Raw genomic sequence first — 21,528 nt, forward strand, 5'->3', positions numbered from 1 at the left:
TGGCCGCAGCAGGCCGCGGCGCCGGGCTGCGCCTCGGGGTGGGGTAGGGCAGGGGCGTGGCTGCAGCAGGCGTCATGGCCATGGTCGTGGCTGTGGCCCGGTTCGTGCCCATGGCCGTGATCTGCTTCGTGGCCATGGTCGTGAGGCGCGCTTCGTTCCCCGGCGTGTTCATGGCCGCAGCAATCGTCGCCGGCTTTGCTCGCGCGAGCCTGCGCCGCCTGATCCTGCGCGCGTTCGCCGCCGCAGCAGGCGCCGCCGTGCCCGGCGGATTCATGTTCACGTTGTTTGATCGGAGGTAAAGACATCGCCTTGGACCTTCAAATAAGCTGGTGACGCAATTGCACACCTTGGAGTTACTATAGGGTCAACCCCTAATCATTCGGATTTGATCCGGGAGGCAGCGATGCGTATCGGCGAATTGGCCACGGCGGCCGGCACCACGGTCGAAACCGTCAGGTATTACGAGAAGGAAGGGCTGCTGCCCGCGCCGGAGCGGGGGCTGAACAATTACCGCAGCTATGGCCAGCCCCACCTGGAGCGGCTGCGCCTGATCCGCAATTGCCGGGCGCTGGACATGACGCAGGACGAAATCCGCGCCATCCTGTCCCTGGCCGACAACCACCGGACCGGGTGCGGCCCCATCAACAAGCTGTTCGACGAGCACATCTCGCACGTTGACGAACGCATCGCGGAATTGATGCAACTGAAGGCCCAGTTGGGCGAATTGCGCCAGCGCTGCCTGTCGGCCCAGCCCGATACGGAAGCCTGCGGCATCCTGCATGGCCTGAGCGAAATGCAGGTGGAAGAGCGGCAGGAACGGCACACGCACCTGGGCTGAAGCCGCCAGCCTGAAATCTTGAATGCAGGGAAATCCCGGATCCGTCGGGCACGGATCCGGGATTGTTTTGGCTCAATCCGGCATGTAAGATGTCCAACATCCAACAAATGATGGAAGGCGCGGTTTCCCTCGCGACCTATCCCGTCAACAAGATGCGAGGCAGACAAACATGGACGCAAAACCCCTGAGCCGCTTCACGGTCCTGGACCTGACCCGCGTGCGCTCCGGTCCGGCGGCGGTGCGGCAGTTCGCCGATTGGGGCGCAACGGTCATCAAGATCGAAGAGCCCGGCGACGAGCAGGACGACAAGCCGGGCGGTTCCGCGCAGTTCGCGGACTACCAGAACACCCACCGCAACAAGCGCAGCGTGACGCTGAACCTGAAGCATCCGCAAGGGCGGGCCCTGTTCCTGGACCTGGTGCGCCAGGCCGACGTGGTGGTTGAAAACTATCGCCCCAACGTCAAGTTCAAGCTGGGCATCGACTACGAGTCGCTGCGCAAGGTCAATCCGCGCATCGTGTACGCCAGCGTCTCGGGCTTCGGCCAGGACGGCCCCTACGCAGCGCGCCCCGGCCTGGACCAGATCGCGCAGGGCATCGGCGGATTGATGTCGGTAACGGGCGAACCCGGGCGCGGCCCGATGCGGGCGGGCATTCCCATCGCCGACCTGACCGCGGGCCTGTTCTGCGCCATCGGCATCTTCATCGCGCTGCTGGAGCGCGAAGTCTCGGGGCAGGGGCAGTGGGTCCAGACGTCGCTGCTGCAGTCGCAGGTCTGGATGATGGATTTCCAGGCGATGCGCTGGCTCATGAACGGCGAAGTGCCCGGCCAGAGCGGCAACGACCATCCCACCAGCAGCCCCACGGGCGTGTTTCCCACCCGGGACGGCTACATGAACATCGCCGCCATGGGCAACGACATCTACGCGCGGCTGTGCCGGGTGCTGGAGATTCCCGCGCTGATCGAGGACGAACGATTCCTGTCGGTGCCGCTGCGCGCGCGCAATCGCGCCGCGCTGAACGCCGCCATCGGCGAACGCACCGCGACGCGCGACACGTCCGACTGGATCGCGCTGATGAACAAAGAGGGCGTGCCCTGCGGTCCGATCCTGGGCATGGACCAGACCTTCGAGGATCCGCAGGTGCGGCACCTGAACCTCAGCCGCCAGATCCAGCATCCCGGGCTGGGGCCGATCTCGGTCGTGGGCCAGCCGATGATCCTGAGCCGCACCGGTCCGGGAGACATGGCGCCCGCGCCGCAGCGGGGCGAGCACAACGGCGACGTCTACGGTGGCATGCTGGGCCTGGCTTCGGCCGACCTGGCGCAGCTGGCCGCGGACGGCGTGATCTGACGCGCAAGGCTAATATCGCCGCCATGGCCGCCGGAAACACCGCGGCCCCGACGGAGACCGCCCCACCATGAACGCCCCATCCACCGCCGCCGACCAGGTTTTTTCCAGCCTTGGACGACCTGACAATCTGCCCGACGAGATCGCCGCGCAGATACGCCAGAAGATCGTCTCGGGCGAATTCGAACCGGGCCAGCGGCTGCCCACGGAATTCGAGCTGGCCCAGATGTTCGCGGTCAGCCGGAATGTCGTGCGCGAAGCGATCGCCCGCCTGAAGCTGTCGGGCTACGTGGATACGCGGCGCGGGGTCGGCACGTTCGTGGCGCTGGACGTGGGCACGCGCAATTTCGAGATCGCGCCCGAAGACCTGCTGCAGCCCGAGCCGCTGGCGCATGTGTTCTGGCTGCGGGTCGAGCTGGAGTCGGGCGCGGCCTCGCAAGCGGCGCTGCATCGCAAGCCCGACCAGATCGAGACGCTGCGCCAGGCCCTGCAGCGGGTCGACGCCGCCGGCAACGACTGGCAGGCGGGCGCGGACCACGCGCTGGACTTCCACATGGCGGTGGGCGAGGCCACCAACAATCCCTATTTCGTCAGGCTGCTGGCCCATCTGCGGCACGTATTCCGCAGCGCGGTGCGCACGCTGCGCTACACCAGCGCGGGCACCGAGCGCGTGGCCGAGATCGAGCGCGAACACCACCGCATCTTCGACGCGATCGTCGCGGGCGACAGCGACGGGGCGCGCCAGGCCATGCGCGACCACCTGACCAACGGCATCCAGAGACACCAGACAGTCATACAAGGAAAGCAACCGTGAACATCCAACGCATCCTGCAGGGCGAGATCACCGATCACATCGTGGCTGAAAAGCGCGGCGCGGCGGGCTGGCTGACGTTCAACGATCCGCAGCGCCACAACGCCGTTTCCTACGCCATGTGGGAAGCCATTCCGGTCGTGCTGCAGGCGTTCGCGGCAGACCCGGACATCCGCGCGGTGGTGCTGCAGGGGGCGGGCGGCAAGGCCTTTGTCAGCGGCGCCAACATTTCGCAGTTCGACACCTTGCGCAGCGGCGAAGAGGCCGTCGAGGCCTACGAGCGCGTGGCCGAAGCGGCGCAACTGGCGCTGTACGACTACGACAAGCCCACGCTGGCGTACATCCAGGGCTACTGCATCGGCGGCGGCCTGAACATCGCCCTGTGCTGCGACATCCGCCTGGCGTCGGAAGGCAGTTCGTTCGCGATTCCCGCGGGCAAGCTGGGACTGGGTTATCGCCTGACCGCGATCCGCAATCTGGTCACGGCGGTCGGCCCCGCCAACGCGCTCGAAATCTTCCTGACGGCCGCGCGCTACACCGCGCAAGAGGCCAGGGAACTGGGCCTGCTCAGCAAGGTCGCTTCCGCCGAGGAACTGCCCGCGGTGCTGGAAAAAATGCTGTCCCAGATCCAGGTCAATGCGCCGCTGACGCTGCGCGCCGGAAAACGGATGATCCGCCAGATGCAGCAGCTCGGCCCCGAGGTCGACGTCGAAGGCATGCGCCGGCTGGTGATGGAGTGCTTCGAAAGCAATGATTACCGCGAAGGCCGCAAGGCATTCGCGGAGAAGAGAGCGCCGGTGTTCACCGGCACCTGATTCCGGCGCCAGGCCGGATTCCCCACGCAGCTTCCAGGGCCGCGCTTTCCCGGCGCGGCCTCGGGGACGGCTGCGTCCTGAATCCGGCCAGACGCCGGTTCCCGGCCTTCGCCCCGATTCCCGGAAGGCGAAGCCACAGATCGCGCAGGAAAGCGCGGCGACGAGGAGACAAAAGTGAAAACGACTACCCTGAAACTGGCGGCCGCAGGCCTTGTCTGGGCCTGCGCGGTTGCGCCGGCCCTGGCCCAGAACAGCTACCCCAGCCAGCCGATCCGCATCGTCGTGGGCTATTCCGCCGGCGGAACGACCGACATCCTGGCGCGGGCGCTGGGCGAGCAGCTCAGCAAGGAACTCAAGCAGCCCGTCATCATCGAGAACAAGGCGGGCGCGGCCGGCAACCGCGCGGCGGCCGCCGTGCCGCCGGCCGCGCCCGACGGCTACACCCTGTTCATGGCCACCGTCTCCAGCCACGGCATCAATCCGGCCGTGTACCGCAAGTCGCTGGGATATGACCCGGTCGGCGGCTTCGTTCCGGTCAGCATGATCGCGTCGATTCCGCTGGTGCTGGTCGCCAACCCCAAGCTCCCAGTCAAGTCCGTGACGGACCTGGTCGAACTGGCGCGCACCAAGCCGGGCGACCTGAACTATTCATCCAGCGGCAACGGGTCGCCGGTGCACGTCGCGGGCGCCATGTTCGCCTCGGAGGCGCACGTGCAGATCCAGCACGTGCCCTACCGCGGCGGCGCGCTGGCCAATTCGTCCGTCATGAGCGGCGAAACGCAGTTCAGCTTTGCGACCCTGCCGGCGGCGCTGCCGCAGGTCAAGGCCGGCAGCCTGCGCGCCCTGGCCGTGACCACGCGGGATCGTTCGACCGAATTGCCGGACGTGCCCACCGTCGCGGAGACGGCCATGTTCAAGGGCTACGAGATCAATACGTGGAATGCGCTGATGGCGCCCAAGGGCACGCCCGCCGCCGTCGTCGACGTATTGAACCAGGCGGTCGCGCGGGCCCTGGCGGTGCCGGCGTTGCAGACGCGGTTCAAGGGCGAGGGCGCGACGCCCGGCGCAAGCAGCCCCGCGGAGCTTGGCCAGTTCGTCAATGCCGAACTGGCGCGCTGGGCGGGGGTCATCAAGGACGTGAACATCCAGATCGAATGACCTCTGGCCCGGCGTGGGGATGGCGGAGGCGGGCGGGCACTTGGCGTACTATGAGAATCTGTTTCTTTCCCATTTGCGCCCGAATACATGACCGTCACCCAGACCGCCACTCCGCTGCACGCCCTGACCACGCGCCGTTCCACCAAGTTCCTGCGCGCGCCCGCTCCCAAGCCCGACGAACTCCAGCAGATCCTGCAGGCCGCCATGTCGGCCCCCGATCACGGCGCGCTGCGCCCGTGGCGTTTCGTCGTGATCCAGGGCGAGGCCATCGGCAAGCTGGCGGACGTGGCGCTTGACGCCGTCAAGCGCAGCGGCGATCCGCGCATGACGCCGGAAAAGGAAAAATCGGTGCGCGCGTGGATGGCCGGCGTGCCCCTGTTCATCGGCGTGGCGCAGAAGATCGCGCACGACAACACCAAGATTCCCGAACAGGAGCAACTGCTGGCCACGGGCTGCTCCGTCATGAACATCCTGAACGCCGTGCACATGCTGGGCTACGGCGCCTTCTGGAGCACCGGCGTGGGCACCTACGTCGAGGACGTCCAGAACGCGCTGGGCCTGGACTCGCTGGATTACCGCTTCCTGGGCTTCCTGGCCGTGGGCACGCCGGCTTGCGCGGTGCCGCCGGCCAACCGTCCGGACTACCGCGATTTCGTCACGGAGTGGACCGGTCCGGTCTGACGGGGCCGGGGCGGGGAAGAGGCCCCGCTTGCGCGCAAGGCAATAAATGACAATAATTCTTATTGTTAATTAGCTTGGCGCCTTGTTATGTCCTCATCCGCGCAGCCCACGGAGCACGCTGCTGCCGAGCTGTATGAAGCCCACCACTCCTGGCTGCAGGAGTGGCTGCGGCGCAGGCTGGGGTGCAGGCACGACGCGGCCGATCTTGCGCACGATACCTTCGTGCGGATCCTGTCGGGCCGCCAGGCTGCGGCGATCCGCGAGCCGCGTGCGTTCCTGACCACCCTGGCGCAGCGAGCGCTCTTCACCTTCTGGCGCCGCCGCGACCTGGAGCGCGCCTATCTCGACAGCCTGCAGGCGCTGCCGCCGGCCAGTGTGCCCAGCGAAGAGAGCCGCGCCCTGGTGGTCGAGGCGCTGATGCAGATCGACCGCGTTCTGCAGCGCCTGCCGCGCAAGGCGCGCCAGGCCTTTCTCTACAGCCAGCTCGACGAACTCGGCTACGCCGAGATCGCCACGCGCATTGGCGTGTCCGTTATTACCGTGCGGCGCTACATGAAGCAGGCCATCACGCTGTGCGTGGCTTCGCGGCTGGCGCCATGACGGCGCCCGCGCTGCCGGCCGAGCTGGAATCGGCCGTGGACTGGATGGTGCTGCTGTCCTCGGGCGCGGTGGCCGCGGCGGACCAGGCACGCTTTGAGCGCTGGCGCCAGGCCGATCCGCGCCACGCCGCGGCGTGGGAGACGGTGAATGCCGCGGTCAAGGGGACGTTTGATGCCCTGGGCCAGGGCGGACAGCGGCGCGCCGTGGGGGCGGTGCTGCAGGCGCCGCCCGCCCGGCGCCGCGCGCTGCGCAACATGCTGGCGCTGGCGCTTGCCGGGGGCGGCCTGGCGGCGCTTGCCGACCGCCAGACGCCATTGCGCACCCTGGCCGCCGATCTGCGCACGGGCACGGCGCAGCGCCGCGCCTACGCCTTGCCGGACGGCAGCGAATTGACCTTGAATGCGCGCTCCGCCGTGGACCTGGATTTCAGCGCCGGGGCGCGCCGCGTCCATTTGCGCGGCGGCGCCGTGTACGTGCGCGTGGCTCCCGACCCCAGCCGGCCCTTCGTGGTCGTGAGCGCCGACGGCGAGGTCCAGGCGCTTGGCACGGTCTTCGGCGTGGCCCGCGAGGGCGACGCCAGCGTGGCCAGCGTCATCGAACACAGCGTCGAGGTGCGGGCAGGCGGGCAGCGCAGGACCCTGCGGGCGGGCGAGGGCGTGCGATTCAGCGCGGGCGGGTTGGGCCAGCCTGACCCGCTGCTGGGCGATGCGGCGGCCTGGCAAAGCGGGATGCTGGTCGTGCACGACGAGCCGCTGGGTGCCGTGGTGGACGCGCTGCGGCCCTATCGGCGCGGCGTGATCAGGATCACCCCCGCAGCCGCACGGCTGCGCGTGCTGGGCGCATTCCCGCTGGACGACACGGACAAGACGCTGGAATCGCTGCGCCAGACGCTGCCCATCGACGTCAGCACGCTGGGCGGCTGGCTGGTCGGCATCGACCTGCGCGCGGACGGCGCCGAAAAAAAATGATCACTTTTGCCGGCCTCGCTGGACATACCTCCTGAAACGCCAAACTGTTTGCAGGAGATCCCATGTTTCATCGTTATCCGGCCGCGCCGCTGGCGGCCGCGCTGATCATCGCCCTGGCCGCGCCGGCGGTCCAGGCCCAGGTCCAGGCCAAGACGCCGGCCCCAGCCACGACGCGCTACGACCTGCCGCCCGCGGCGCTGGGCGACACCCTGACCCGCATCGCCCGCCAGAGCGGACGCGCGGTGTCGGTGGATCCCGCCCTGGTCGCCGGGCGCACGGCCCCGGCCGTGTCGGGCACCTACAGCGCCGAGGAGGCCGTGCGCCAGGCGCTGGTGGGCAGCGGCCTGGAGCTGGCGGTCACGGCCAACGGCACCTTGAGCGCGCGGAGCGCGCCTGCGGGGGCGACGATGCTGGAACCGGTGCGCGTAACCGGGGCGGCCGAATCGCCCACCGGCCATGTCGACGGCTATGTGGCGCAGCGCGCGATGTCGGGCATGAAGACGGATACGCCGCTGATCGAGACGCCGCAGTCGGTGTCGGTCGTCACCAGCGACCAGATCCGGGTGGTGAAGGCGGCATCCCTTGCGGACGCGCTGGGCTATACCCCCGGCGTGTCTTCGCAATCGCCGGCGTTCAGCCGCATGGTCGATGACCTGATGCTGCGCGGCTTCAACGTGGCCGCCGGCAACTCCGGACAGCTGCGCGACGGACTGAAGCTGCAATCCAGCGTCTACGACGGCGGCCAGGAGCCGTACGGCCTGGAACGGGTGGAAGTGCTGCGCGGCGCGTCGTCGGTCCTGTATGGGCAATTGAGCCCCGGCGGCGTGGTGAACACGGTCAGCAAGCGGCCCACCGCCGACACGCTGCGCGAGTTGAACCTGGAAACCGGCAGCTACAACCGCCGGCAGGTGTCGGGCGACTTCGCCGGCGCGCTGACCGATGACGGCGCATGGACCTACCGGCTGACCGGCCTGGCCCGCAACGCCGACAACTGGGTGGACCACGTGCCGGACGACCGGACTTACCTGGCGCCTGCATTGACGTGGCAGCCGTCGGCCGCCACCTCCCTGACCTTGCTCGCGACGTACCAGCGCATCCGCACCCGGTTCGCCGCGCCCATGCCCGCCACCAATACGCTCAATGGCCAGATTCCCCGCGACCTGTTCATCGGCGAACCGGACTTCGACCGCTACGACACGGACACCTACACCGTGGGCTACGCGTTCGAACACGCCTTCAATGACCGCGTGAAGCTGCGCCAGAGCGCGCGCTACTTCACGGCGGACGGCACCTGGGACTACCTGTCGTTCGGCGGGCTGCAGGCCAATGGCCGCACGCTGCGCCGCGGCGTCGTCAGCCGCAGCGAGCATTCCTATGGCGTGGCGACCGACACCTCGCTGGAGTTCAAGCTTGACGGCGGCCCCTTGCAGCACACCGTGCTGGCCGGCCTGGACTACTACCGCAGCGGCTACGATTCGCACCGCCATTCGGGCACGGTGGCCCCGCTGGCCGACATCTACAACCCTGTCTACGGCGCCGTGCCGATGGTAAACACCGCGGCCGACTATGGCATCAACACGCGGGCCAGCGCGCTGGGCCTCTATGTGCAGGACCAGATCAAGATCCAGGACAAGTGGGTGGTGGTGCTGGGCGGTCGCCAGGACTGGGCCGATACCGACCAGAAGAACTACGCCAACGGCGCCACCACCCGGCTGCGCGACACGGCCACGACCGGCCGCGTGGGCCTGCTCTACCTGGCCGACAACGGCCTGGCGCCTTACCTCAGCGCCAGCCAGTCGTTCGCGCCCACCGTCGGCGTGGACCGCGCCGGCAATGCCTTCAAGCCCACCAAGGGCACCCAGTACGAACTGGGCCTGCGCTACGAGCCGCCGGGCGGAAACATGCTCTACAGCGCCGCGGTGTACGACCTGACGCAAACCAATGCGCTGACCAGCGATCCCGCCGACGCGACGTATTCGGTGCAGACGGGCAAGGCGCGCTCGCGCGGCCTGGAACTGGAGGCCAAGGCCCGTCTCGGCGCCCTGAACCTGACCGCCAGCTATGCCTACACCGATGCGCGCACCACGCGCAGCAACACGCCGGCCCTGGTGGACCAGCGCATTGCGCTGGTGCCCCTGCACAGCGCGTCCGTATGGGCCGACTACAACCTGACGGCGGTGGGCGTGAACGGCCTGACCGTGGGCGCGGGCGTGCGCTACGCCAGTTCGACCAACCTGCCGGGCTACCCCGCCAATGTGCCGGGCCAGTTCCTGGTGGACGCCATGGCCGCCTACGACTTCGGCGCGCTGGATCCCTCCATGGCCGGACTGTCGTTGACGGTGAACGCCCGCAACCTGTTCAACCGCGGCTACCTGGCGTGCGCGGGCAGCACGGGCTGCCGCTATGGCGATCCGCGCACCCTGTACGCAACGCTGAGCTACCGCTGGTAGAGCGGACAGCCCGGCCTCGCGCAACGCAGGAAAACCCGTAGTTCAACGGCGGCCCGCCAGGCCGCCGGGCGCTCTCATCCGCCCTGTCCCCTGTGCTACTCTCGTCAACGGCCCGCGCATATGTATCCCCATGCGCGGGCCGACGACGGCAGCGCCCGAGGCCACACGCCTTTGGCAACGCCCTGGTAGGAAGAAAACGCATGACACGATCAAGCGTGGAGACAATACATGAGCCAATATGGGCCGCTGAAGTTGCACGTCCCGGAGCCGACAGGGCGCCCGGGTTGCAAGACCGACTTTTCCTATCTGCATCTATCGCCGCCCGGCGAGGTGCCCAAGCCCCCCATTGATGTTGCCGCCGTCGATACCGGCCCCCTGGCCTACAGCCTGGTCCGGGTGATCGACAACGACGGCCGCGCGGTCGGGCCCTGGGCGCCGCAGATCAGCAACGACATGCTGCGGGCGGGCATGCGGGCAATGCTCAAGACGCGCATCTTCGACGGGCGGATGCTGACCGCGCAGCGCAAGAAGAAGATTTCGTTCTACATGCAGAGCCTGGGCGAAGAGGCCATCGGCACCGCGCATGCCATGGCGCTGGAAAAGGGAGACATGTGTTTCCCCACCTACCGCCAGCAGAGCATCCTGCTGTCGCGCGACGTGTCGCTGGTCACCATGATGTGCCAGCTCATGTCCAACGAGCGCGACCCGCTCAAGGGCCGCCAGCTTCCGGTCATGTATTCCGACCGCGAGAACGGCTTTTTCACCATTTCCGGCAACCTGGCCACGCAGTTCATCCAGGCGGTGGGCTGGGCGATGGCCTCGGCCATCAAGGGCGACACCCGCATTGCCTCGGCCTGGATCGGCGACGGCGCCACCGCCGAAGCAGACTTCCACACCGCGCTGACCTTCGCGCACGTGTACCGCGCGCCCGTCATCCTGAACGTGGTCAACAACCAGTGGGCCATCTCCACCTTCCAGGCGATCGCCGGCGGCGAGGGCGCGACCTTCGCGGGGCGCGGCGTGGGCTGCGGCATCGCGTCGCTGCGGGTGGACGGCAACGATTTCCTGGCGGTGTATTCCGCCTCGTGCTGGGCGGCCGAGCGCGCCCGGCGCAACCTCGGACCCACCCTGATCGAGTGGGTGACGTACCGCGCCGGTCCGCACTCCACCTCCGACGATCCCACGAAGTACCGCCCCGGCGACGACTGGAGCCACTTCCCGCTGGGCGATCCGATAGAACGCTTCAAGAAGCACCTGATCCTGTTGGGCATCTGGTCCGACGCCGAGCATGACGCGGTCCGCGCCGAGCTCGACGCCGAGATCCTCGCCGCCCAGAAGGAAGCGGAAAGCTACGGCACCCTGGTGGACGGCCACGTCCCCAGCGCCGCCAGCATTTTTGAAGACGTCTACAAGGACATGCCGGAGCATCTGCGCCGGCAGCGCCAGCAGCTCGGAGTGTGACCATGGCAATCGACAACAACGCTGGTCCGGCCTCGGCGCCGATGACCATGATCCAGGCTTTGCGCTCGGCCATGGATGTGATGCTGGAGCGCGACAACAATGTGGTGGTGTTCGGGCAGGACGTCGGGTACTTCGGCGGCGTGTTCCGCTGCACCGAAGGCCTGCAGGCCAAATACGGCAGCTCGCGCGTGTTCGACACGCCGATCTCCGAAGGCGGCATCGTCGGCGTGGCGGTGGGCATGGGCGCCTACGGCCTGCGCCCCGTGTGCGAGATCCAGTTCGCCGACTACTTCTATCCGGCTTCGGACCAGATCGTGTCCGAGGCCGCGCGTCTGCGCTACCGCTCGGTGGGCGAATTCATCGCGCCCATGACGATCCGCATGCCCTGCGGCGGCGGCATCTATGGCGGGCAGACGCACAGCCAGAGCCCCGAGGCGATGTTCACGCAGGTCTGCGGGCTGCGCACGGTGATGCCGTCCAACCCCTACGACGCGAAGGGGCTGCTGATCGCGGCCATCGAAAACGACGACCCCGTGATCTTCCTGGAGCCCAAGCGGCTCTACAACGGCCCCTTCGACGGCCACCACGACCGTCCCGTGACGCCCTGGACGGGCAGGCCGGGCAGCGTGGTGCCCACGGGCTATTACACCGTCCCGCTGGAATCCGCCGCCATCGTGCGCCCGGGTTCGGAACTGACGGTGCTGACCTACGGCACCACGGTGCACGTGTCGCTGACCGCGGCCGAAGAGACCGGCATCGACGCCGAGGTCATCGACCTGCGCAGCCTGTGGCCGCTGGACCTGGATGCCATCGTCAATTCCGTGAAGAAGACGGGCCGCTGCGTGGTGGTGCACGAGGCCACGCGCACCTGCGGCTTCGGCGCGGAACTCATTTCCCTGGTGCAGGAACACTGCTTCCATCATCTGGAGGCGCCCGTCGAACGCGTGACCGGCTGGGACACTCCCTATCCGCACGCGCAGGAATGGGCGTACTTCCCCGGCCCGCGCCGGGTCGGCGAAGCGTTCAAACGCGCGATGGAGGCATGACATGGGGATTCACATCATCAAGATGCCCGACATCGGCGAAGGCATTGCCGAGGTCGAACTGGTGGGCTGGCACGTCAAGGTCGGCGACACCGTCGCCGAGGACCAGCCGCTGGCCGACGTGATGACGGACAAGGCCACGGTCGAGATTCCGTCGCCGGTGGTCGGCAAGGTGGTCTCGCTGGGCGGGGACGTCGGCCAGGTGATGGCCGTGGGCGGCGAACTGATCCGCCTGGAAGTCGAAGGCGAGGGCAACGTGAAGGCGGGAGCCGCCGCGCCGGCCCCCGCGCAGAAGGCCGCGGCGCCCGCGCCTGCCGCGCCGGAACAGGCCGCGCCCGCGGTGTCCGCGCCGAAGCCGGTCCCGGCGCCGGCGTCGTCTGCGCCGCCGGCTTCTCGCCAGTCCGGCGCCGCGCCCGCCGCGACGCGCCAGCCCGGCGAGAAGCCGCTGGCGTCGCCGGCCGTGCGCAAGCGCGCCTGGGACCTGGGGATCGAACTGCGCTATGTGCAGGGCAGCGGCCCGGCCGGGCGCATCCTGCACGAGGACCTGGACGCCTATCTGCAGGGGCAGGGCTCGGCCAGCGGCGCGCGCGCCGCGTCGGCCTATGCCGAACGCAATGACGAAGAGGCCGTGCCCGTCATCGGGCTGCGCAGGAAGATCGCGCAGAAGATGGCCGAGTCCAAGCGCCGCATTCCGCACTTCAGCTACGTCGAGGAAATCGACGTGACCGAACTGGAAGACCTGCGCGTCCAGCTCAACGCCAAATGGGGCGAGTCGCGCGGCAAGCTCACGCTGCTGCCCTTGCTGGCCCGCGCCATGGTGGTGGCGCTGCGCGATTTTCCGCAGATCAACGCGCGCTATGACGACGAGGCCGGCGTGGTGACGCGCTACGGCGCCGTGCACATCGGCATCGCCACGCAGAGCGACGGCGGCCTGATGGTGCCGGTGTTGCGCCACGCCGAAGCCCGCGACCTGTGGTCCATGGCGGCCGAGATCGGCCGGCTGGCGCAGGCCGTGCGCAGCGGTTCCGCCGGGCGCGACGAGCTGTCCGGTTCCACCATCACCATCACCAGCCTGGGCCCCTTGGGCGGCATCGTCACCACGCCGGTCATCAACCATCCCGAGGTCGGCATCGTGGGCGTGAACCGCATCGTCGAGCGTCCCGCGATCCGCAACGGCGCCGTGGTGGCGCGCAAGCTGATGAACCTGTCCTCGTCCTTCGACCACCGTGTGGTGGACGGCATGGACGCGGCGCGCTTCATCCAGGCGGTGCGCGCGCTGCTGGAACAACCCGCGCTGCTTTTCGTGGAGTAAGCATGAGCCAGACCACAAAGACAACAACGCTGCTGGTGATCGGCGGCGGTCCTGGCGGCTACGTGGCCGCCATCCGCGCCGGACAGCTCGGCGTGCCGACCGTCCTGGTCGAAGGCGCGCAGCTTGGCGGCACCTGCCTGAACATCGGCTGCATCCCGTCCAAGGCGCTGATCCATGCGGCCGAGGAATTCGACAAGGCGCGCCATTACGCGGGCGAGTCCGCGCTGGGCATCGCCGTCGATGCGCCGCGCATCGATATCGCGAAGACCGTGGCGTGGAAGGACGGCATCGTCGGCAAGCTCACGGGCGGCGTGGGCGCGCTGCTCAAGAAGAACGGCGTGGAAGTGGTGCGCGGCTGGGCCACGCTGCTGGACGGCAAGACCGTCGAGGTGGACACGCCCGACGCGGGCCGTGTCCGCATCCAGTGCGAGCACCTGCTGCTGGCGGCCGGCTCCGAACCCACGCCGCTGCCATCCATGCCGTTCGGCGGGATGGTGGTGTCGTCCACCGAGGCGCTGTCGCCCGCCAGCGTCCCCAGGCAGCTCGTGGTGGTGGGCGGTGGCTACATCGGCCTGGAACTGGGCTCCGTGTACCGCAAGCTCGGCGCCGAAGTGGCCGTGGTCGAGACGCAGGACCGCATCCTGCCGACCTACGACGCGGAACTCACCAAGCCGGTGGCGACGGCGCTGGCCAAAATGGGCGTGGCGCTGCACCTGGGACGCAAGGTGATGGGGTTGAACGGCGCGGGCAACGCGGTCCGCGTGCAGGACGCCAGCGGCGCCGAAACCCTGCTGCCCGCCGACCGCGTGCTGATCTCGGTGGGCCGCCGTCCGCGCACGCAGGGCTGGGGCCTGGAAAACCTGCAGCTCGACCGCAAGGGCAACGCGCTGCGCATCGACGACCAGTGCCGCACGTCCATGCGCGACGTCTGGGCCATCGGCGACATCGCCGGCGAGCCCATGCTGGCGCACCGCGCGATGGCGCAGGGCGAGATGGTGGCCGAGCTGGTGGCCGGCAAGCGCCGCCACTTCCAGCCCGCGGCGATTCCCGCCGTGTGCTTCACCGATCCGGAAGTGGTCGTGGCGGGACTGTCTCCGCTGGAGGCCGAAGGCGCCGGGCTGGACTGCCTGACGGCCTCGTTCCCCTTCGCCGCCAACGGCCGCGCCATGACGCTGGAATCCACCGACGGCTTTGTCCGCGTGGTGGCCCGGCGCGACAACCACCTGATCGTGGGTTGGCAGGCGGTGGGGCGCGGGGTGTCCGAACTGTCGACCGCCTTCGGCCAGTCGCTCGAGATGGGCGCCACGCTGGAAGACGTGGCGGGCACCATCCACGCGCATCCCACGCTGGGCGAGGCCGTGCAGGAAGCGGCGCTCAAGGCGCTGGGGCACGCGCTGCATATCTGAGGCAGCAGGCGCGGGCCGCAATGGCCCGCGCCTTTCATCGCGGTTCGCAGGCCATTCTCCGGCCGCTTCCCGGCTTTTTCCAGCCGATACGCCCGCGCTTTACCGGCTGCCGTCGATATAGGGCCGCGCCTGCAGGATCAGGACCTGGTCCCCCTGCACGGCCCATTCGATGTCCTGGTCCACATTTCCCAGCCGCTTCTTGACCAGCCGCCCCACGGCGGCCAGGCGTGCGACCAGGGCGTCGTCCAGCACCTGGCGGGCGCCGTCGATCGGCACTTCGCGCACGCCGCCGCCGGACGCAGCCACCAGCTGCGTGTCTTCGGCCGAGCGGCTGAGCACCTGCACGGCCTTGGACCAGCTCGAATACATCACCTGTTCCGCCTGGCGTTTGCCTTCCACCACCTTGATGCCCAGCCCGCGCTTGGCCGACAGGTAGGTCACGTGGCGGCGCGAGGCGTCGAATGGGTCGCGCGTGATCATGACGCCGGAGCTGTCCGAGGCCGCCGCCTGCTGCACCAGCACCGCCATCACCACGCCGGCCGCGCCGATGCCGGCCGCGCGGCGCGCCTCGTAGGCCTCGAAGTTGTAGACCGAGGCCCAGACCGTCTGCACCGCCCGCGCCAGCGCGTCGGCCTGCGTGACGTTCGGCACGGTGGTGTACAGCCCCGCGCCGCTGAACCCGGGCAGGTCTTCGGAATTGGACGAGCTGCGCACGAAGACGCCGCGGCCCTGCAGCTGCGTCTGCCAGCGGTCGCGCCACGCGGCGGCCTGCGCCGGGTCGGGCTGCGCGTCGATGATCTGCTGGCGCAAGGCGGCCAGTTCCGCGCGGCGCACGTTGGCGTCGCTGGCGAAATCGGGGCGTCGTTCCAGCGCCGCCATGCGCGCGGGCACGTCCAACTTGTCCATGAACGCCGCGTACTGGGCGAACGGAATGCAGAAACCGTCGGGCACGCTGGCCGCCGGTGGCAGGACGGCCTTCAGCGCGCCGAGGTTGGCCGCCTTCACGCCGCAATGGCGGCTGTCGCGCGTTGTCATGCCGGTCAGCGGCTTGATGGCGCGCACCGACAGGTCGGGCTTGGGCAGCGGCGCGCCGGCCGCCTTGGGCGCGGTCGCCGCGGGCTGGGCGATGCGCTGCACCTGGTAGCCGTTGCTGGAGACAGTCAGCTCGACCCACTGCCCGTCATGCTCGCGCAGGGCCGCCACCGCGTCGCGCACGTAGGCATTGGGAATGCGCCAGCCCTTGGCCAGCAGATTCACGTGCGACAGCAGGGTGGACGGCCGCTGCGTGATCAGGCCCGCGACGGGCGTCAGCGCCACGGGCACTTCGTCCAGCACCACGATGTCGGTGGGCGACAGGTCCGGCGTGTCGTCCACGGACTTCACGATGCGCAGCCGGCCCTGCGCGCGTCCGGTGTTCAGCGGCAGGAAGGTCTGCTCGCGCAGCAGCGCTTCCTGGGTGACGAAGTCGATGCCCGCGCCGCGCGCCGTCTGCTCCTGCAGCGTGGAATTGCTTTTGAAGCGCAGCGGTTCGTAGAAAGTGGCGGCCAGTCTGTCGCGGGTCAGCGCCAGCAGTTCGGGCGTCAGCAGGTCGCCTTCCCAGAATTCATAGGTATAGCCCGGCAGTCCGTTCTGCCAGCTCAGCGTGCCGAACAGCAGGCGCCTGTCCGGGGCCTTGTACTGGGCGATCAGCGCGGCCTTGTCGCCAGACAGCAGGCGCCGCTCGCGCGCGAAGGTCTCGTGCAGTGCGTAGCGCGGCGTGTGGATGTAATAGATGCGGTTGGCGCGCTGGCGGTCGATCACGAACAGCACGTGCGGGATCTCCAGCGGGGTGCGGGCGTTGTAGACGCGGGCCAGTTGCTGGAATTCGGCCTGGGTGCGGATCTGGTCCAGGAAGCGGGGGCCGCCCCAGCGCGCGTCCTCGGCCTTGCGCGCTTCGACCTCGTCAGGGCGCAGCGGGCGCCCGTTCTCGTAGGGCGAAGGCTTGCGTGCGGTCTGCGCCTGGGCCGCCGGCAGGATCGCGCCAGTCAAAAGGCAAGACGTGATCAGGGCGGCAAGAGACATGCATAGCGGTGCAAGGGGCTTGAGCGGCGCGCGCACGAGGGGCATGGTTTTGGGGACAGGGCCGTAAAGGCGCCATGATATCGGACCTTGCCTCTTGCCCGGCGGGTGTTATCCGCCCAGGACGGCGCTGGCAAACGCCTCGGGCGAGGGGCTTTCGGGCCAGCTGGGCACATCAGGCGGCACTTGCAGCCAGGCGTGCTTGCGGCGGGTCCAGATGTGCGCCACGGGCGCCAGCGCGGCCGCCTCGTCCAGCGTGCCCGCGCGCAGCACGCGCATGCCGGGCGCGGCGTCCGTCGTGTTGAAGATGCGGGTATGGCACTGCGCGCAGAGGTACTGGCGCGATTGCAGGCCGGCGTGTTCATGGCGGTACTCGGCTAGCGTACCGGTTATGCTCATCGCCGTTTCCGGCAGCAGCATGTGCAGCCCGAAGGCGCTGCCGCTCCAGCGCTGGCAGTTCAGGCAGTGGCAGGCGTAGACGAGCGGCTTGCCGCCAGGGGCGACGGTATAGCGCAGGGCGGCGCAGCGGCATTGGCCGGTCAGGGTCATGGATGGGTTCCTTCAAGGGGGCGCCACAGGATGCCCTGGATGCCGGCCGCCGGGAACCGCCAGAATGAACCATCCGTTAGCAGGTTTTGTATGAGCATCGATTCTCTTGAATGGGAAAGTCAGCGCGTTTTTCTTGCCGTCCTGCGCAGCGGCAGCCTGTCCGGGGCGGCGCGGCTGCTGAACATCGCCCAGGCCACGGCGCGCCGGCGCATCGAAAAGCTGGAGGCCAGTGTAGGCGTGAGCCTGTTCCTGCGCACGCCCGCCGGCCTGCAGCCCACGGACGCGGCCCGCGAACTGAGCGACCACGTCGAAGCCATGGACGTGGCGGCCCGCGCCTTCAGCCGGCGGGCGGGGGCTGGCGCGGACGCGGCCGAAGGGGTGGTGCGCGTCACCAGCAGCGAACTGCTGGGCGTCGAGGTGCTGCCGGCGATGCTCCTGGGGGTCCGCCAGGCCATGCCCGGGGTGCGGCTGGAACTGAGCGTGCAGGACCGGCTGGAGGCCTTGCCCCGGCAGGAGGCCGACATCGCGGTCAGGCTGCAGCGCCCCAGCGAAGCGAATGTGGTCGCGCGGCGCACCGGCGCCTTGCGGGTGGGGCTGTACGCCGCGCCCGGCTGCATCCGGGCCCATGGGCTGCCGCAAACGCGCGCGCAGCTTCGCGGGCTGCCGATGATCGGACCGGATCGTCGCCTGGCTGACCGCCGCACGCTGGCCGAGCACGGCGTCATCGATCCCGACCAGGCCTTTGCCGTGGCCTGCGACCATCACGTGGCGCAGTTCGCCGCCCTGAAGGCGGGGCTGGGCTTCGGCGTCTGTCCCGGCCAGCTTGCGCGGCCGCTGGGGCTGGTGCCCGTCCTGGAGCAGGAAATCGGCTTTGACGTCGACGTGTGGATCGCCATGCACGGCGACCTGCGGCGGGTGAAGCGGGTGGCGGGCGTGTTCGATGCGCTGGCCCGGGAGCTGGACGCCTATTTGGCGGGCTAGAAACGACAAGGCCCCCGGAAAGGGGGCCTTGCAGAAACGGCGCGAGCCGGGACGGAATCAGCCTTCAGCCGTTTCCGCCAGGACGCGGCGGGCCTCTTCGGCCACGCGTTCGGGGGCGGTGCCGCCCACGTGCTTGCGCGCGGCGACGGAGCCTTCCAGGGTCAGCACCTGATGGACGTCTTCGGTGATGCTGGCGTGGTAGGCGGTCAGTTCGGCGGTGGACAGGTCGGCCAGGTCGCAGCCGCGCTGTTCGCAGTCGCGCACGGCGTGGGCCACGACTTCATGGGCGTCGCGGAAGGGCACGCCGCGCTTGACCAGGTAGTCGGCCAGGTCGGTGGCGGTGGCGAAGCCCTGCAGGGCGGCGGCGCGCATGTTGTCGGCCTTGACCTTGATGCCGCCGGCCATGTCCGCAAAGATCGTGAGCGTGTCGCGCAGCGTGTCCGCCGTGTCGAACAGGCCTTCCTTGTCTTCCTGGTTGTCCTTGTTGTAGGCCAGGGGCTGGCCCTTCATCAGGGTCAGCAGGGCGACCAGGTTGCCGTTGACGCGGCCGGTCTTGCCGCGGGCCAGTTCGGGCACGTCGGGGTTTTTCTTTTGCGGCATGATCGAGCTGCCGGTGCAGAAGCGGTCGGCCAGGTCGATGAAGCCCACGCGCGGGCTCATCCAGAGCACCAGCTCTTCGGACAGGCGCGAGACGTGCGTCATGATCAGCGCGCCGGCGGCGCAGAATTCGATGGCGAAGTCGCGGTCGGAGACGGCGTCCAGCGAATTGCGGCACACGCCTTCGAAGCCCAGCGTCTTGGCGACGCGTTCGCGGTCGATCGGGAACGACGTGCCGGCCAGGGCGGCGGCGCCCAGAGGCAGGCGGTTCACGCGGCGGCGGCAATCGGCCAGGCGCTCGGCGTCGCGGCCGAACATTTCGGCGTAGGCCAGCAGGTGATGGCCGAACGTGACGGGCTGGGCGACCTGCAGGTGCGTGAAGCCCGGCATGATGGTGCCGGCGTTTTCCAGCGCGACCGTGGCCAGCGCGTGGCGCAGCTGGCGCAGCAGGTTTTGCAGGTTGTCGATTTCGTCGCGCAGCCACAGGCGGATGTCGGTGGCGACCTGGTCATTGCGCGAACGGCCGGTATGCAGGCGCTTGCCCGCGTCGCCCACCAGTTCCACCAGGCGCTTTTCGATGTTCAGGTGGACGTCTTCCAGGTCCAGCAGCCATTGGAAGCTGCCGGCGTCGATTTCGGACAGGATCTGCGTCATGCCGCGCTGGATGTCGGCCAGGTCCTGGGCGCCGATGATGCCCTGGGCGGCCAGCATGTCCGCGTGCGCCAGCGAACCCTGGATGTCGTGGCGCGCCAGGCGCTTGTCGAAATCCACGGACGCCGTGTAGCGTTTGACGAGTTCGGAAACCGGCTCGGAGAACCGGGCGGACCAGGCCTGCGCCTTGTTGGCGAACTGGTTTTGATCGGGGGAGGGAGTCTTTGCCATGATGGGCGGAATTATAGGGCCTCGCGCCGCGCCGGGCGAAGGCGGCCCCGGTTATGCGGGGCCGGAACCTCGCGCGGGCGCGACTTGTCGGATAATCCACGCTTGGATTTCAAGACCTTAGAGCGAGCACGGACCCTATGCCCCTGGAATGGGAAGAGCTAGTCACCCAACTTGACACCCACCTGCCGCGCGAGGCCTGGGCCCAGACGCTGATCGGGATCGGCGTGCTGATCCTGACCGCGCTGTTCGTGCAATGGGTCGTCGCGCGGGTCGTCCTGCTGCTGGCGCACCGGCTGCTGGTCGTCAGCGGCCACGGCGACTGGGACAAGGCGCTGCAGCGCCGCCGCGCGTACCAGAACCTCTGGTACGCGGTGCCGTTCGCGGTGGTGTCGATCGGCATCGACCTGGTGCCGCATTCGGAACGGGCGGTCGCGGTCGTCGGCCGGCTGGCGCACGCCGGCGCGTGGATCTGCGTGTTCGTGGCGTTTTCCGGGGTGCTGAGCGCCTGGCAGGACACCTATTCGGCCACCACGCGGGCGCAGACCCGCTCCATCAAGGGCTACATCCAGATCGGCAAGCTGATCCTGATGGCGGTGTGCACCGTCCTGGTGCTTTCCATCCTGATCGACCGCTCCCCCCTGTGGATGATCTCGGGCCTGGGCGCGCTGTCGGCGGTGCTACTGCTGGTGTTCAAAGACACGCTGCTGTCGCTGGTGGCCAGCACGCAGCTCACCAGCAACGACATGCTGCGCATCGGCGACTGGATCGAAATGCCGCAGTGCAACGCCGACGGCTTCGTCAAGGATATCGCGCTGCATACCGTGAAGGTGCAGAACTGGGACAACACGGTCACCACCGTGCCGACCTACAAGCTGTTCTCGGAAAGCTACCGCAACTACCGGCACATGTTCGAATCGGGCGGGCGGCGCATCAAGCGCACGGTCCGCATCGACGCGGCCAGCGTGCGCTTCCTGACCGACGAGGAAGCGCAGCGCCTGATGCGGTTCCGCCTGCTGCACGATTACCTCCAGACCAAGACCCAGGACATCGCGCAGGCCAACCAGACCATGGGCGAACTGGCCAGCGTGCCGGCCAACCGGCGGCGCCTCACGAACATCGGCACCCTGCGCGCCTACGCGCTGGCCTTCCTGAAGCAGAATCCGGAAATCCGCCAGGACATGGCGATGATGGTGCGCATGATGGAGCCCACCTCCGAGGGCATCCCGATCGAGGTCTACTGCTTTACCGCCGTGACCGCCTGGGTGGAATACGAGCGCATCCAGGGCGACGTCTTCGACCATCTGCTGGCGATCCTGCCGGAACTGGGCCTGCGGCTGTACCAGCAGCCGTCCGGGGCGGACATCGGCGCCATGGGCAGCTACCTGCGCGACGGCGCCGTCCAGGCCGCCCTGGCCGCCGAGCGCGACCGGCAGGGGCCGGCCCTGGACGGAACGCCGGCCGTGCCGTTCGAACGCGGCCTGACCGACGGCAAGATGCCGCGCTAGGCAGGCGGAGCGCCGCCGGCGCCAGGCACGGCCCCGGGGCGCCGCGGGCCGGGCGCCGTGAGATA

General features: G+C 68.8%; 19 protein-coding genes. 16 read left to right on the top strand and 3 right to left on the bottom strand.

The genetic code is table 11. From position 1 onward, the window contains the following. The first annotated feature begins 74 nt into the window (after positions 1 to 74). The 14 genes from ABE485_RS16660 (at position 75) to lpdA (ending at position 14,891) form a co-directional block, all read left to right on the top strand. On the top strand, positions 75 to 299 hold the full coding sequence (locus ABE485_RS16660) for a hypothetical protein (RefSeq protein WP_346516375.1): 225 nt from the start codon (positions 75 to 77) through the stop codon (positions 297 to 299). Between the two features lie 104 nt (positions 300 to 403). Beyond that, the gene (gene cadR / locus ABE485_RS16665; protein WP_346516376.1) at positions 404 to 838 is read left to right on the top strand and encodes a Cd(II)/Pb(II)-responsive transcriptional regulator; all 435 of its coding nucleotides are present in this window, start codon (positions 404 to 406) and stop codon (positions 836 to 838) included. Positions 839 to 1,007: 169 nt separating this feature from the next. After that, the gene (locus ABE485_RS16670; RefSeq protein WP_346516377.1) at positions 1,008 to 2,189 is read left to right on the top strand and encodes a CaiB/BaiF CoA transferase family protein; all 1,182 of its coding nucleotides are present in this window, start codon (positions 1,008 to 1,010) and stop codon (positions 2,187 to 2,189) included. A gap of 67 nt (positions 2,190 to 2,256) precedes the next feature. Then, on the top strand, positions 2,257 to 3,000 hold the full coding sequence (locus ABE485_RS16675; protein WP_346516378.1) for a FadR/GntR family transcriptional regulator: 744 nt from the start codon (positions 2,257 to 2,259) through the stop codon (positions 2,998 to 3,000). Continuing rightward, on the top strand, positions 2,997 to 3,812 hold the full coding sequence (locus ABE485_RS16680; protein ID WP_346516379.1) for an enoyl-CoA hydratase: 816 nt from the start codon (positions 2,997 to 2,999) through the stop codon (positions 3,810 to 3,812). The genes ABE485_RS16675 and ABE485_RS16680 overlap by 4 nt, the downstream gene beginning before the upstream one ends. Before the next feature lie 174 nt (positions 3,813 to 3,986). Continuing rightward, the gene (locus ABE485_RS16685) at positions 3,987 to 4,970 is read left to right on the top strand and encodes a Bug family tripartite tricarboxylate transporter substrate binding protein (RefSeq protein ID WP_346516380.1); all 984 of its coding nucleotides are present in this window, start codon (positions 3,987 to 3,989) and stop codon (positions 4,968 to 4,970) included. Positions 4,971 to 5,057: 87 nt separating this feature from the next. Continuing rightward, positions 5,058 to 5,651, top strand: a complete 594-nt coding sequence (locus ABE485_RS16690; RefSeq protein WP_346516381.1) for a nitroreductase family protein — start codon at positions 5,058 to 5,060, stop codon at positions 5,649 to 5,651. An 87-nt stretch (positions 5,652 to 5,738) separates the two neighbouring features. Beyond that, positions 5,739 to 6,251 (top strand): sigma-70 family RNA polymerase sigma factor, encoded by a 513-nt coding sequence (locus ABE485_RS16695; RefSeq protein WP_346516382.1) that lies wholly within the window; start codon positions 5,739 to 5,741, stop codon positions 6,249 to 6,251. After that, positions 6,248 to 7,219, top strand: coding sequence for a FecR family protein (locus tag ABE485_RS16700; RefSeq protein ID WP_346516384.1), 972 nt, complete (start codon positions 6,248 to 6,250; stop codon positions 7,217 to 7,219). The genes ABE485_RS16695 and ABE485_RS16700 overlap by 4 nt, the downstream gene beginning before the upstream one ends. A gap of 62 nt (positions 7,220 to 7,281) precedes the next feature. After that, entirely contained in the window at positions 7,282 to 9,669 is a 2,388-nt protein-coding gene (locus ABE485_RS16705) for a TonB-dependent siderophore receptor (RefSeq protein WP_346516385.1), read from the top strand. Positions 9,670 to 9,897: 228 nt separating this feature from the next. Beyond that, positions 9,898 to 11,130: a 3-methyl-2-oxobutanoate dehydrogenase (2-methylpropanoyl-transferring) subunit alpha gene (locus tag ABE485_RS16710; protein WP_346516386.1), complete on the top strand. Its 1,233-nt coding sequence runs from the start codon at positions 9,898 to 9,900 to the stop codon at positions 11,128 to 11,130. Between the two features lie 2 nt (positions 11,131 to 11,132). Beyond that, positions 11,133 to 12,176, top strand: coding sequence for an alpha-ketoacid dehydrogenase subunit beta (locus ABE485_RS16715; protein WP_175126103.1), 1,044 nt, complete (start codon positions 11,133 to 11,135; stop codon positions 12,174 to 12,176). 1 nt (position 12,177) lies between these two features. Next, positions 12,178 to 13,485: a dihydrolipoamide acetyltransferase family protein gene (locus ABE485_RS16720; RefSeq protein WP_346516387.1), complete on the top strand. Its 1,308-nt coding sequence runs from the start codon at positions 12,178 to 12,180 to the stop codon at positions 13,483 to 13,485. Between the two features lie 2 nt (positions 13,486 to 13,487). Beyond that, complete coding sequence (lpdA, locus tag ABE485_RS16725) at positions 13,488 to 14,891, top strand: dihydrolipoyl dehydrogenase (RefSeq protein ID WP_346516388.1); 1,404 nt, start codon at positions 13,488 to 13,490, stop codon at positions 14,889 to 14,891. Positions 14,892 to 14,990: 99 nt separating this feature from the next. Here the strand turns inward: lpdA and ABE485_RS16730 are convergent, their stop codons facing one another. Further along, complete coding sequence (locus tag ABE485_RS16730) at positions 14,991 to 16,997, bottom strand: PEP/pyruvate-binding domain-containing protein (RefSeq protein ID WP_346516389.1); 2,007 nt, start codon at positions 16,995 to 16,997, stop codon at positions 14,991 to 14,993. 63 nt (positions 16,998 to 17,060) lie between these two features. Continuing rightward, positions 17,061 to 17,498, bottom strand: coding sequence for a GFA family protein (locus ABE485_RS16735; RefSeq protein WP_346516390.1), 438 nt, complete (start codon positions 17,496 to 17,498; stop codon positions 17,061 to 17,063). Between the two features lie 90 nt (positions 17,499 to 17,588). Here ABE485_RS16735 and ABE485_RS16740 point away from each other — a divergent pair, with 90 nt between their 5' ends. Then, on the top strand, positions 17,589 to 18,479 hold the full coding sequence (locus ABE485_RS16740) for a LysR family transcriptional regulator (protein ID WP_346516391.1): 891 nt from the start codon (positions 17,589 to 17,591) through the stop codon (positions 18,477 to 18,479). Positions 18,480 to 18,536: 57 nt separating this feature from the next. Here ABE485_RS16740 and argH read toward each other — a convergent pair whose 3' ends face one another. Next, positions 18,537 to 19,958, bottom strand: a complete 1,422-nt coding sequence (gene argH, locus ABE485_RS16745) for an argininosuccinate lyase (protein ID WP_346516392.1) — start codon at positions 19,956 to 19,958, stop codon at positions 18,537 to 18,539. 137 nt (positions 19,959 to 20,095) lie between these two features. On the opposite strand from argH, the gene ABE485_RS16750 reads away from it, so the two are divergent. After that, positions 20,096 to 21,463, top strand: coding sequence for a mechanosensitive ion channel family protein (locus tag ABE485_RS16750; protein ID WP_346516393.1), 1,368 nt, complete (start codon positions 20,096 to 20,098; stop codon positions 21,461 to 21,463). Positions 21,464 to 21,528: the final 65 nt, after the last annotated feature.

The sequence above is a fragment of the Achromobacter spanius genome, assembly GCF_039673305.1.
GTDB classification, from domain to species: Bacteria; Pseudomonadota; Gammaproteobacteria; order Burkholderiales; family Burkholderiaceae_B; genus Achromobacter; species Achromobacter spanius_F.

Bases quoted from the DNA above. Each gene is read 5' to 3' on its own strand.
- ABE485_RS16660 (WP_346516375.1), top strand. From the start codon at position 75: ATGGCCATGGTCGTGGCTGTGGCCCGGTTCGTGCCCATGGCCGTGATC.
- cadR (WP_346516376.1), top strand. From the start codon at position 404: ATGCGTATCGGCGAATTGGCCACGGCGGCCGGCACCACGGTCGAAACC.
- ABE485_RS16670 (WP_346516377.1), top strand. From the start codon at position 1,008: ATGGACGCAAAACCCCTGAGCCGCTTCACGGTCCTGGACCTGACCCGC.
- ABE485_RS16675 (WP_346516378.1), top strand. From the start codon at position 2,257: ATGAACGCCCCATCCACCGCCGCCGACCAGGTTTTTTCCAGCCTTGGA.
- ABE485_RS16690 (WP_346516381.1), top strand. From the start codon at position 5,058: ATGACCGTCACCCAGACCGCCACTCCGCTGCACGCCCTGACCACGCGC.
- ABE485_RS16695 (WP_346516382.1), top strand. From the start codon at position 5,739: ATGTCCTCATCCGCGCAGCCCACGGAGCACGCTGCTGCCGAGCTGTAT.
- ABE485_RS16700 (WP_346516384.1), top strand. From the start codon at position 6,248: ATGACGGCGCCCGCGCTGCCGGCCGAGCTGGAATCGGCCGTGGACTGG.
- ABE485_RS16705 (WP_346516385.1), top strand. From the start codon at position 7,282: ATGTTTCATCGTTATCCGGCCGCGCCGCTGGCGGCCGCGCTGATCATC.
- ABE485_RS16710 (WP_346516386.1), top strand. From the start codon at position 9,898: ATGAGCCAATATGGGCCGCTGAAGTTGCACGTCCCGGAGCCGACAGGG.
- ABE485_RS16715 (WP_175126103.1), top strand. From the start codon at position 11,133: ATGGCAATCGACAACAACGCTGGTCCGGCCTCGGCGCCGATGACCATG.
- ABE485_RS16720 (WP_346516387.1), top strand. From the start codon at position 12,178: ATGGGGATTCACATCATCAAGATGCCCGACATCGGCGAAGGCATTGCC.
- lpdA (WP_346516388.1), top strand. From the start codon at position 13,488: ATGAGCCAGACCACAAAGACAACAACGCTGCTGGTGATCGGCGGCGGT.
- ABE485_RS16730 (WP_346516389.1), bottom strand. From the start codon at position 16,997: ATGCCCCTCGTGCGCGCGCCGCTCAAGCCCCTTGCACCGCTATGCATG.
- ABE485_RS16735 (WP_346516390.1), bottom strand. From the start codon at position 17,498: ATGACCCTGACCGGCCAATGCCGCTGCGCCGCCCTGCGCTATACCGTC.
- ABE485_RS16740 (WP_346516391.1), top strand. From the start codon at position 17,589: ATGAGCATCGATTCTCTTGAATGGGAAAGTCAGCGCGTTTTTCTTGCC.
- argH (WP_346516392.1), bottom strand. From the start codon at position 19,958: ATGGCAAAGACTCCCTCCCCCGATCAAAACCAGTTCGCCAACAAGGCG.
- ABE485_RS16750 (WP_346516393.1), top strand. From the start codon at position 20,096: ATGCCCCTGGAATGGGAAGAGCTAGTCACCCAACTTGACACCCACCTG.